Annotated in this window: 12 protein-coding genes; 7 read left to right on the plus strand and 5 right to left on the minus strand. The window is 66.8% G+C overall.

From position 1 onward, the window contains the following. Window positions 1-176: 176 nt before the first annotated feature. Window positions 177-995, minus strand: a complete 819-nt coding sequence (locus LQV16_RS09970) for an HAD-IB family hydrolase (RefSeq protein WP_229993728.1) — start codon at window positions 993-995, stop codon at window positions 177-179. 131 nt (window positions 996-1,126) lie between these two features. On the opposite strand from LQV16_RS09970, the gene LQV16_RS09975 reads away from it, so the two are divergent. Both LQV16_RS09975 and LQV16_RS09980 read left to right on the plus strand, forming a co-directional pair. Then, window positions 1,127-1,399: a glutaredoxin family protein gene (locus tag LQV16_RS09975; protein ID WP_229993729.1), complete on the plus strand. Its 273-nt coding sequence runs from the start codon at window positions 1,127-1,129 to the stop codon at window positions 1,397-1,399. A 74-nt stretch (window positions 1,400-1,473) separates the two neighbouring features. After that, window positions 1,474-2,169 (plus strand): redox-sensing transcriptional repressor Rex, encoded by a 696-nt coding sequence (locus LQV16_RS09980; protein WP_229993730.1) that lies wholly within the window; start codon window positions 1,474-1,476, stop codon window positions 2,167-2,169. A 66-nt stretch (window positions 2,170-2,235) separates the two neighbouring features. Here the strand turns inward: LQV16_RS09980 and LQV16_RS09985 are convergent, their stop codons facing one another. From LQV16_RS09985 to LQV16_RS10000, 4 genes are all read right to left on the minus strand, one after another. Continuing rightward, a complete protein-coding gene (locus LQV16_RS09985; RefSeq protein WP_229993731.1) occupies window positions 2,236-3,063 on the minus strand; it encodes a Yip1 family protein in 828 nt (275 codons plus the stop codon). A 217-nt stretch (window positions 3,064-3,280) separates the two neighbouring features. Then, complete coding sequence (locus LQV16_RS09990; protein ID WP_229993732.1) at window positions 3,281-3,973, minus strand: DUF2076 domain-containing protein; 693 nt, start codon at window positions 3,971-3,973, stop codon at window positions 3,281-3,283. A gap of 196 nt (window positions 3,974-4,169) precedes the next feature. Continuing rightward, a complete protein-coding gene (locus LQV16_RS09995; RefSeq protein WP_229993733.1) occupies window positions 4,170-4,718 on the minus strand; it encodes a YceI family protein in 549 nt (182 codons plus the stop codon). Continuing rightward, window positions 4,715-4,933, minus strand: coding sequence for a hypothetical protein (locus tag LQV16_RS10000; RefSeq protein WP_229993734.1), 219 nt, complete (start codon window positions 4,931-4,933; stop codon window positions 4,715-4,717). The genes LQV16_RS09995 and LQV16_RS10000 overlap by 4 nt, the downstream gene beginning before the upstream one ends. On the opposite strand from LQV16_RS10000, the gene LQV16_RS10005 reads away from it, so the two are divergent. Genes LQV16_RS10005 through ccsB form a run of 5 tightly spaced genes read left to right on the plus strand, consistent with a single transcriptional unit; the run spans window position 4,932 to window position 9,882 of the window. Next, window positions 4,932-5,597, plus strand: a complete 666-nt coding sequence (locus LQV16_RS10005; RefSeq protein WP_229993735.1) for a histidine phosphatase family protein — start codon at window positions 4,932-4,934, stop codon at window positions 5,595-5,597. The genes LQV16_RS10000 and LQV16_RS10005 overlap by 2 nt on opposite strands. 2 nt (window positions 5,598-5,599) lie before the next feature. Continuing rightward, the gene (locus tag LQV16_RS10010; RefSeq protein WP_229993736.1) at window positions 5,600-6,220 is read left to right on the plus strand and encodes a TlpA disulfide reductase family protein; all 621 of its coding nucleotides are present in this window, start codon (window positions 5,600-5,602) and stop codon (window positions 6,218-6,220) included. Between the two features lie 13 nt (window positions 6,221-6,233). Continuing rightward, the gene (locus LQV16_RS10015; RefSeq protein ID WP_229993737.1) at window positions 6,234-6,989 is read left to right on the plus strand and encodes a cytochrome c biogenesis protein CcdA; all 756 of its coding nucleotides are present in this window, start codon (window positions 6,234-6,236) and stop codon (window positions 6,987-6,989) included. Continuing rightward, window positions 6,989-8,764, plus strand: coding sequence for a cytochrome c biogenesis protein ResB (locus LQV16_RS10020; RefSeq protein ID WP_229993738.1), 1,776 nt, complete (start codon window positions 6,989-6,991; stop codon window positions 8,762-8,764). The genes LQV16_RS10015 and LQV16_RS10020 overlap by 1 nt, the downstream gene beginning before the upstream one ends. Then, complete coding sequence (ccsB, locus tag LQV16_RS10025; RefSeq protein ID WP_229993739.1) at window positions 8,764-9,882, plus strand: c-type cytochrome biogenesis protein CcsB; 1,119 nt, start codon at window positions 8,764-8,766, stop codon at window positions 9,880-9,882. The genes LQV16_RS10020 and ccsB overlap by 1 nt, the downstream gene beginning before the upstream one ends. The last annotated feature ends 425 nt before the right edge of the window (window positions 9,883-10,307 follow it).

Genomic DNA, 10,307 nt, shown 5'->3' on the forward strand with positions numbered 1-10,307 from the left:
ATGAAATGCCCGTTGCCTTCCAGGCGGCGGGCATTTTTCTTGCTCCAGCCCGGTGGGAAGATTTCGCGCCGGATTGGACGCGGGCTGCGGAATCGGACACGGGCGGGCCCGGATCCGCGACGCGCGGGTCTGAAACAAAGGCGCGGAACCGAAACCGCAGCGGAAAACCGCGGGGATCAGCGGCTGGGTCCGCGGAAGCGGGAGAACCCCCGCCACAGGCCGTAGATGGCCCCGCCGACCGTCGCGGCCTTGAATCCCAGGGTGGCGGCACGCCGGCCGGCACGGAAGTCGTAGACCGGCCAGTTGTGCTCGCGGGCGTAACGGCGCAGCTTGGAGTCGGGATTGATGGCAACGGGGTGCCCCACCATGCTCAGCAGCGGGATGTCGTTGTGGGAATCGCTGTAGGCCCAGCAGCGGCTGAGGTCCAGCCCTTGGTCGTCGGCAATTTGCTGGACTGCGACTGCTTTGGCCGGGCCGTGGAGGATTTCTCCCACGAGCCGCCCCGTGTACGAGCCGTCCAAAATCTCGCCCACCGTGCCCAGCGCCCCGGTCAGGCCCAGCCGGGCGGCAATGACGGTGGCTACCTCGATCGGCGTCGCCGTGACGAGCCAAACTTTGCGCCCCACCCGGAGATGCTGCTCCGCCAGGGCCTTGGCCCCCGGCCAGATCCGCGACTCAATCATCTCGTCGTAGACCTCTTCGCCCAGAGCTTCGATGTCCTTGGCTGTGATGCCGGCGGCCAGCGTCAGGGCGGAATCGCGGACGGCGTGGACGTCATCCATGTTTTCGCCGCGCAGGACGAACATGAATTGCTTCCAAGCGAACCCGGCGGCCTGCGGCAGGGTGAACGCGCCGCGCTGGTGAAGCTTGCGGGCGACATGGAAAAGGCTTGCGCCCTTCATGAGGGTGTTGTCGACGTCGAAAAACGCAGCCTCGCCGTGCTGCATCGATGCAGCAGGCTCACTGGCCACAATGACGTATTTCTCCTCGGGCATGCCACGAGTCTAGTCAATGACCGGGCCCCGGACCGCCCGCACGGCGCGCGACGCGACGGCGGGACGGCCCGGCCTCAGGCGGACTGCGCCGCGCGTCGACGCCGAAGCGGCGGCCGGGCTACGGTGGATGCATGGCCAAACCCGCGTCCTTCCCCGATGTCGTACTGATCACCAAAGCTGACTGCCACCTGTGCGCGGACGCGCGCGCCGCCGTCGCCCGTGTCACCGCTGCGCTCGGCATCGACTGGTCGGAGAAATCGGTGGACGACGACGCCGGGCTGCGTGAGCGCTTCGCCGAGGAGATCCCGGTGGTGCTGGTCAACGGGGTCCAGCGGGATTTCTGGAAGATCGACGAGGCCCGACTGACCCGGACCCTGCAACGGGTCCTCGACCAGCCGTCCTGACGGCGGGGTGCTTTGTTGCGTGATGCGCCGGGGCTCTAGAGTGGGAAGCACAACGCGACGCAATGGAGCAGATAGTGACTTCGCTGGATTCATCTCCCGGGGCTGTCCCCGGGGGAGCCGGGACTGCCGCCAAACAGATTCCACCCGCGGCCGTGGCCCGGCTGACCATCTACCTGCGCGCCCTGACCACACTGCTGGCTGACGGGGTTGACCGGGTCTCGTCCGAGTCGCTGGCCGAGGCCTCCGGAGTTAGCTCCTCAACGCTGCGCAAGGACCTCTCCTATGTCGGCTCCTACGGAACCCGCGGTGTCGGTTACGAGGTCCAGTACCTGAACCGACACATCGCGGCTGCGCTCGGGCTGACGCATGACTGGAAAGTCGCGATCGTCGGTGCGGGCAACCTGGGCAAGGCCCTGGCCCGGTACGGCGGATTCGAGTCGCGGGGCTTTGACATTGTGGCGATTTTCGACGCCGACCAGATGGTGGTGGGTAGCGAGGTCGGCTGGCTGCGGGTCAGCGACGCCGCTGACCTTGAGCCGGTACTGCAACGGACGGGGGCCAACATGGTGGTCCTCGCCTTGCCCGCCGCGGTGGCCCAGGGCGTCTGCGACCGGGTGATTGCCGCCGGCGTGCGGAGCATCCTCAGCTTCGCGCCGGTGATGCTGCAGGTCCCCCCGGGGGTCAATCTCCGCAAGGTCGACATGGCAACTGAACTGCAGATTCTGGCCTACCACGCACAAAGGGCGCAGGACCCGGAGGACGCCGACTAGGATCGGCCGAACCCTCCGGGTCCCGCGCCCGCTGGGCAGTTCCCTGCTGGGTGGTGCTTGGCGAAGCTACTTCCCGAAGGGGGCTCCGGGCTGTCCGTAAGGGTTGGCAAGGGTCTGCCGCTTCTGGAAATACGGCGAGGCCGCCGGCAGGTAAAGCAGCACGATGGCCGCGATGCCGACCAGCGCCGCGAGCGTGGCGAGGCTGAGCGGGAAGATGTTGAAGATCGACAAAGCGGCGAACACGGTGCCAAGAATTCGAGCCCAGTTCTTGCCCTTGCGGATATTGAATGCGACGAGGGCGTACAGCCCGGCGCTGATCACGGCGAACACCACGATGGTGCCGATCAGGAAACCCTTGATGGATTCGAAATCGACCTTGGTGCCGCTCGTCGCCATCTGCTGCTCGAACATGTCCCTGACGGCAGGCGTGTCCAGGGTTCCCAGTGACACCAGCATGGAGATGACCCACAGGGCTCCGGCTGCGACGATCAGCCAGAACGAAGTGTTGACCAGTTGGGGAACCGTGCCCGGAGCCTGCGGCTGTTCGGACGGGTACTGACCGTAAGGGGACTGACCGTACTGCGGCGCCTGCGGGGCGTTCTGGCCGTAGGCCGGGGGTGTCTGCTGGCCGTACTGTGGCGCCTGCGGGGCGTTCTGGCCGTAGGCCGGGGGTGTCTGCTGGCCGTACTGTGGCGCCTGCGGGGCGTTCTGGCCGTAGGCCGGGGGTGTCTGCTGGCCGTACTGTGGCGCCTGCGGGGCGTTCTGGCCGTAGGCCGGGGGTGTCTGCTGGCCGTGCTGCGGCGTCTGCGGGGCGTTCTGGCCGTAGCCCGGAGTGGATTCCCCGCCCGGCTCGGAGCCGTTGGGCGGTGAGGGCTGGACTGGCGGGTTGCTCATGAAAGCGGTCCTTTGCGTGTCGATCACTGAATCGGCCACCGGGACCAGTGATCCTGCCCTGCCCCCAGCATGGTTTAGCTCAACCGTACCGCGGCCCGGCCGCCGTGTGGATCATTCCGGAGAGGTATTCTCAACCCTTATTCGAAGGCCGGCGCAGCCGCGGCGGGAATGCACCGCCGCCCCCACGATCCGGGGGGTTCCCCGTCGGGCGGATGGCCTAGATTCGGCCCCGGTTGGCGACAAACCAGGCCTGGGCGTTCGGCAGCCACATAAGCACGGTAGCCACCAGGCTGATGATGAAGCCCGGCAGGTTTCCGCCCGCCCGGCCGTCGGCGACGCCGGCACCGATGACTGTCAGCACCAAGGAGATGCCGACAAGAATGGTGAGGGCGAAACGGGCCCACTCCCGGCCTTCCTTCATCTTCATGGCCAGGATGATTTGAGCGGTTGCCAATGCAAGAGCCACGATGACGAGCAGCAGCACCACGAGTCCGATCGGCGGCGCGAAGGCGATCAGGACGAAGGACCCGAACAACCCGATGATTCCACCGAGGAGTCCCAGCAGTCCGCCGATAAGCCAGATCCAGTACGAGACCTTCAGCTCGGTGGGCATCGGAGCGACCTTGAACATGCCGGAGAGGCCGCCTACAGGCAGTGCATCGCTGAAGTTCCTGGGACGGTCGGTGGGCATCTCGAAGCGGAATCCGCCCGCCGGCGCCGGCTGGCCCTGGTACCCGGGTGGGGGAGCCTGATAGCCGGGCTCACCTTGGTACCCCGGCGGAGGTGACTGGTAGCCGGGAGTGGGCGACGGGTTGACTGGGGGCTGCTGTGGGCCGGCTGGCGGGACGTTGCCCGACGCCGGCGGCTGGGCGCCCGGCTGTTGTGGCGGTACATCACTCGGGTTGCTCATGGCTCTCACTGTAGACCGGCGTTTCCCTGTTATCTAGGGAATCCCCAGGCCAGTCGTGAAGCCCGTCGCGGCGCCCGGCAGCGGCACAAACAACAGCGCCCTGCTTCATCGCGAAGATGAAGCAGGGCGCTGGAACCGGCGGGCCGGCGTCGTCCGCCCGGGATCGGGCGGAGTGACCGGCCCGCGGCGGTACTGGCTACGCTGCGGGGGCGATGAAGGCCAGTTCCAGGTTGATGGCAACCTTGTCGCTGACCAGCACGCCGCCGGCGTCGAGGACCGCGTTCCAGGTCAGGCCGAAGTCCTTGCGGCTGATGGTGGTTTCGGCGCTGAGGCCGGCGCGGGTGTTGCCGAAGGGATCGACGGCCACGCCGTTGAACTCGGTCTCAAGGGCCACGGGGCGGGTGATGCCCTTGATGGTGAGATCGCCCTGGAGCTCGTAGGCGTCGCCCTTGGGGACGATGGTGCTGGAGACAAAGGAGATCTCCGGGAACGTCTCGACGTCGAAGAAGTCTCCGCCGCGGACGTGGCCGTCGCGGTTGGCGTCGCCGGAGTCGAAGCTTGCGGTCTTGATCGAGGCGTTGACCTTGGAGTCGGTGACGTTCTCGGTCAGGTCCAGGGTGGCTGCGGCGTCGGTGAACTGACCGCGGACCTTGCTGATGCCGGCGTGGCGGACGGTGAAGCCGATCTCGCTGTGCGACGGGTCGAGGGTCCAGATGCCGGTGGTGACGTTTGCGGGAAGTGTCATGGTGATGCTCCTTGAGTCGGGTTGGTACTGCGGTGGTTCGTCTGATCGTTAGTTGAAGCCTCATTGGTTGAACTCTCAACTAACTGCTTCACCCAGTATAAACATGCATTTGCATCTTTTATTCCAACTCCGGGGAACATTTTTCCAAACTCTTCAGTTCTACTTCCTGTAGAAGATTTCAGATCGACCGGCATCTTTGAGAAACTGGTAGACATGCCCCAAGCCACTGTTCATTTGCTCCGCCACGGCGAGGTCCACAATCCCGATGGTGTCCTGTACGGCAGGCTGCCGGAATTCCACCTCTCCGAACTCGGCCGGGAGATGGCCCGCACGCTGGCCGAACACTTCAGGGAGCGTTCCGAACAAGGGGCCCGGATCGTCCACCTCGCTGCGTCCCCGCTGACCCGCGCGCAGGAGACGGCTCTGCCGATTGCCGATGCCCTGGGCCTCGAGATTGCCACCGAAGCCCGCATCATCGAAGCCGCCAATTACTTTGAGGGCCTCCACGTCTCCAAGGCGGAGCTGCTCCGGCCCAAGCACTGGGCCCGTCTGTACAACCCGTTCCGGCCATCCTGGGGTGAGTCGTACAAGGAGCAGGCCGCGCGGGTCATCGCGGCCGTCCAGGACGCGCGCGTCCGTGCCCTCGAACTGGGCGGCAACGGGGCCGAAGCCATCCTGGTCAGCCACCAGCTGCCCATTTGGGCCACGCGGCTCAGCGCCGAAGGCCGGCCGCTGTGGCATGACCCACGCAAGCGCGAATGCACGCTGACGTCCCTCACCTCCCTGGTGTTCGACGACGCCGGCGAGCTGGTGCGCGTCGACTACAGCGAGCCCGCTGCCGCCCTCCTGCCTGGTGCCGCCAGCACCCCGGGAGCCTGACGATGCCGACGAACCGCCCCGAAGGGACTCCGCTGTCCCGGCGCCGCGTCCTGACCGTCGGCGGCGCCGCGCTGGCCGCAGTGCTCGGGCTGTCCGGCTGCGCCCAGGACGATGCCCTCGCCAAGCAGGCCAAGGCCGGGGATAACAAGAACTACGTGGCCGGCGACGGGTCCGTGACCGAGTTCGCCGTAGCGGACCGCAAGAGTCCCGTGGCGCTGAAGGGGACGCTGTTCGACGGCACAGCCGTCACGTCGGCGGACTTCCCCGGCAAAGTCACGGTGCTGAACTTCTGGTTCGCCGCCTGCGCCCCCTGCCGGGTCGAGGCGCCCTCCCTCGAGGCGCTGCACCAGGAATTCAAGACCAAGGGCGTGCAGTTCTTCGGGGTCAATTTGCGCGACGAGAAAGCCACGGCCGACGCGTTCGACAAGACGTTCAACCTGACGTACCCGAGTTTCAATGACAAGGACGGCGCCGTGCTGCTGGCCGTCTCCGGACTCGTGCCGCCCGGCGCCGTGCCCACCACCCTCGTGCTGGACAAGCAGGGCCGGGTCGCCTCCCGGGTCCTGGGCGAAATCCAGCAGGGCACCCTGAAGTCCCTCATCGCCGCCGCCGTGGCCGAGTAGTCCGGTCCCCGCCGTGAACAGCCCCTTCGCCGAAGCCATCCTGAACGGATCGCTCCTGCTTGCCATTCCTGTCGCGCTGCTGGCCGGCCTCGTCTCGTTCCTCTCGCCCTGCGTCCTTCCGCTGGTGCCCGGCTACCTGGGCTACGTCACGGGACTGACCGGCGTCGATCTGCAAAAGCAACGGCGCGGGCGCATGCTGGCCGGCATCGGGCTGTTCGTCCTCGGCTTCTCCGTGATCTTCGTGCTCCTCGGCGGGGCCTTCGGGCAGCTGGGCAGCCTCATCACCGGCTCGCAGAACAGGTGGATCACCCAGCTGCTGGGCGTCATGGTGATCGTCATGGGCGTCGTGTTCATGGGCGGCTTCGGCTGGCTCCAGCGCGATGCCAAGATCCACGCCAAGCCACCGGCCGGGCTGTGGGGCGCGCCCCTGCTGGGCATCACCTTCGGGCTGGGCTGGGCACCGTGCATCGGCCCCACCTATTCCGCCGTCCAGTTGCTCAGCCTCTCCGGCGGCTCGTCGGCGGCCAAGGGGGCATTTCTGGCCTTCGTGTACAGCCTTGGGCTGGGAATCCCCTTCCTGCTGATCGCCCTGGCCGTGCGCCGCGGCATCGGGGTGATGTCCTTCTTCCGCACGCACCGGCTCGCCATCCAGCGCACCGGCGGCGGGATCCTGATCCTGCTCGGCCTCCTGATGGCCAGCGGTGTGTGGGGCACCTGGGTCTCCGGGTTGCAGTACTGGTTCCAAACCGATGTGAAATTGCCAATCTGATGAGCGAGCGCGTGAACGAAAAGAAGAAGAAGTCCTCGAAGCCCGAGGCGGTCCTGCCCTCGCTGGGCGCGTTGGGCATGCTCCGGTGGGCGTGGACGCAGCTGACCAGCATGCGCACGGCCCTGTTCCTGCTCCTGCTGCTTGCCGTCGCCGCCGTGCCCGGCTCGCTGTTCCCGCAGCGCCCGGCCAACCCGGCGATTGTCACGCAGTACATCAAGGACCACCCCGACTACGGCGCGATCCTGGACTCGCTGCAGCTCTACGACGTTTACTCCTCGGCATGGTTTTCCGCGATCTACATCCTGCTGTTCGTCTCGCTGATCGGCTGCGTGATCCCACGCGCTATCGCGCACTACAAAGCGATGCGCTCCCAGCCCCCGCGCACCCCCGCACGCCTGTCCAGGCTCCCTGAATACGGCACCCTGGTCATTCCGGCCGACGCCGGGATCCCGGCGTCGGCGGCCATCTCCGATGCCGGAGAACTGCTGAAGAAGCGCGGATACCGGGTCGACGTCCGGGACCGCGACGGCGCCCGCCCCTCTTTGGGGGCCGAGCGTGGCTTCCTGAAGGAGGTCGGCAACCTCGTCTTCCACACCTCGCTGATCGGAGTGCTGGTCTCCGTGGCGGCCGGCGGCCTCTTCGGCTACAGCGGGCAGCGGATCCTGGTGGAGGGCGACACGTTCGTCAACACCCTCGTCGGCTACGACCAGTTCACGCCCGGCACCAACTTCCAGAGCAGCCAGCTCCAGCCGTATTCGGTCCAGCTGGACAAGTTCGACATCACCTTCGACCGCGAATCGCAGGGCAAGTTCGGTCAGCCCATCGACTTCACGGCCGCCGTGACCACGAAGGAAAACCCGGACGCACCCGCCAAGCAGGAAGTGCTCAAGGTCAACGACCCGCTCAGCCTCGGCGGCACCAGCGTGTACCTCACGGGTAACGGCTACGCTCCCGTGGTCACCATCCGCGACGGCGCCGGAAATATTGCCATGCAGGGGCCAGTGGTCGCCAAGCTCCAGGGCGAGAACTACTACTCCTCCGTGGTCATCAAGGTCCCGGACGCCAAGCCGGAACAGCTCGCCTTCGCCGGGTTCTTCCTGCCGACGGCGTTTGTCACCGACCAGGGGGTGTCCTTCAGCGGTGATCCGGAGCTCATCAACCCGCAGCTGACCCTGAACTCCTACTTCGGCGACCTCGGCCTGGACGCCGGCTCCCCGCAGAACGTCTTCGAGCTCGACGTCAAGAAACTGACGCCGCTCAATGCCCGCAACCTGGACACCAAGGGCATCGTCCTGGCGCCCGGGAGCAGCTACACGCTGCCGAACGGCAAGGGTTCCATTAGCTTCGACGGCGTCAAGCGCTACATCGGCGTGGACATCCACCACAACCCCGGCCAGCTTTACGCCCTGATCTTCGCGCTCCTGGCCGTGGCCGGGCTGGTGACCTCGCTCTACGTCAACCGCCGCCGCGTCTGGGTCCGCACCGGCACCCACGAGGACGGCCGCACCGTGGTGGAGTACGGTCTCCTGGCCCGCGGTGAAGACCACCGCCTTGCCGGGGAGGCCGCAGCCATCCGCAAACTCCTTTCCGACGAATGGCTATTGGGCGAGGACGCCACGACCGGTTCCCAGCCCGCTCCCAGCACAACGGCGGATAATGACCGGGCGGATTCCGCCGCGAACGGCGCCGGCAGCACACACGCCACCGAAGAACAACCCGCAGAAGACTTCATCCAGTCAACAGCCGGCTCTTCCGAGTCGAAGAAGGATCAGTAATGTTGTTCTCGATCAACGAAACCATGGGCCAGTACAGCGAGCTCTTCATGCTGCTGGCCGCAGGCACGTACACGGTGGCGTTCATCGCCTTCGCCTGGGACCTGGCCAAGAGCAGCAAGATGCTGCGCGCGGTGGACCTGAAGGCCGCGGAACTCGCCGCGCAGGCGACGACAACCGAGGCAGCGCGCATGCCCGTCGGCGTCGGTGCGGGGACCGCCGGAGGCGACGTTGACCGCTCCGATGCGGACGTCAGCGGCCCGGCAGGACGTGCCGAGCGTCCGACGTCGGCCGTCTCCGGGCGCGGCACCGCGGCAGGTGCAGGCCAGACCGCCGACGGCAGCATGCGCTACGGCGGCGAGCGGCGTGCCCCCGCGCGGGTGGCCGTCGCGCTGACCGTCCTCGGCGCTGCGATCCATGCGGCCGGTGTGATCACCCGCGCCCTCGGTGCAGGCCGGGTGCCGTGGGGCAACATGTACGAATTCCTCACCACCGGCGCGTTCGTGGCCGTGGCAGTCTTCCTCCTCGTGCTGATCCGCCGCGACCTGCGCTTCCTGGGCACGTTCGTGATCGGCCTGGCCATCATCATGCTGGTTGCGGCTTCCATCGCCTTCTGGACGCCCGTGGGCCACCTCGTACCGGCGCTGCAGAGCTACTGGCTGATCATCCACGTTTCCATCGCGGTGATGTCCTCGGCCCTGTTCACCCTGACTTTCGCGATGTCCGCGCTGCAGCTCGTGCAGTCGCACCGGCAGAAGACCATCGCGGCCGGCGGTGCCGACAAGCTCGGGTTCATGCGCCTGGTCCCGTACGCCCTGAGCCTGGAGAACCTGTCGTACCGCATCAACGCCATCGCGTTCGTCGGCTGGACGTTCACGCTCATGTTCGGCGCCATCTGGGCCGAGAAGGCCTGGGGCCGCTTCTGGGGCTGGGACACCAAGGAAGTCTGGACCTTCGTGATCTGGGTGGTCTACGCCGGATACCTGCACGCCCGCGCCACCCGCGGCTGGACCGGAACCCGTGCCGCCTGGCTGTCGATCGTCGGCTACCTGTGCGTGGTCTTCAACTTCACGATCGTGAACCAGTTCTTCAACGGCCTGCACTCCTACTCGGGACTGTAAGCCGCACCCCAGCCCACGATTCGCCACAGATGGCCGCTAAGCCGATGCGCTTGGCGGCCATTCGTGTCAGATGAGTGCGGTTGGGGTGGCGTGGCGTGGCGGGCACTGCGTTGGGGTGGCGCGGCGTGGCGGGCACTGCGTTGGGGTGGCGCGGCGGGCACTGCGTTGCGTGGGCTTCGGCCCCGGGCCTTTGGACCCCGGGGCGGGTTCTTTCCGGGGCTGGCTCGAACTCCATCGATTTGCCGCAGATGGGCGCTATGCAACCGTGCTTAGCGGCCATTCGTGCCAAGTGAGTGCGCTGTGGGGCGGGCACGTTGACGTTGCCCCGGCTTCGGCCCCGGGCCTTTGGAGCCGGGGGCGGGTTCTTCCGGGCTGCGGCTGGCCCGAACTCCATCTATTTGCCGCAGATGGCCGCTATGCAACCG

Origin of the sequence: Arthrobacter sp. Bi26, assembly GCF_918697925.1 — a bacterium.
GTDB lineage: Bacteria > Actinomycetota > Actinomycetes > Actinomycetales > Micrococcaceae > Arthrobacter.

Coding starts and splice junctions, on each gene's coding strand:
- LQV16_RS10010 (WP_229993736.1), top strand. CDS start 5,600: ATGCCGACGAACCGCCCCGAAGGGACTCCGCTGTCCCGGCGCCGCGTC.
- LQV16_RS10020 (WP_229993738.1), top strand. CDS start 6,989: ATGAGCGAGCGCGTGAACGAAAAGAAGAAGAAGTCCTCGAAGCCCGAG.
- LQV16_RS10005 (WP_229993735.1), top strand. CDS start 4,932: ATGCCCCAAGCCACTGTTCATTTGCTCCGCCACGGCGAGGTCCACAAT.
- LQV16_RS09990 (WP_229993732.1), bottom strand. CDS start 3,973: ATGAGCAACCCGAGTGATGTACCGCCACAACAGCCGGGCGCCCAGCCG.
- LQV16_RS09975 (WP_229993729.1), top strand. CDS start 1,127: ATGGCCAAACCCGCGTCCTTCCCCGATGTCGTACTGATCACCAAAGCT.
- LQV16_RS10000 (WP_229993734.1), bottom strand. CDS start 4,933: ATGTCTACCAGTTTCTCAAAGATGCCGGTCGATCTGAAATCTTCTACA.
- LQV16_RS09970 (WP_229993728.1), bottom strand. CDS start 995: ATGCCCGAGGAGAAATACGTCATTGTGGCCAGTGAGCCTGCTGCATCG.
- LQV16_RS09985 (WP_229993731.1), bottom strand. CDS start 3,063: ATGAGCAACCCGCCAGTCCAGCCCTCACCGCCCAACGGCTCCGAGCCG.
- ccsB (WP_229993739.1), top strand. CDS start 8,764: ATGTTGTTCTCGATCAACGAAACCATGGGCCAGTACAGCGAGCTCTTC.
- LQV16_RS09995 (WP_229993733.1), bottom strand. CDS start 4,718: ATGACACTTCCCGCAAACGTCACCACCGGCATCTGGACCCTCGACCCG.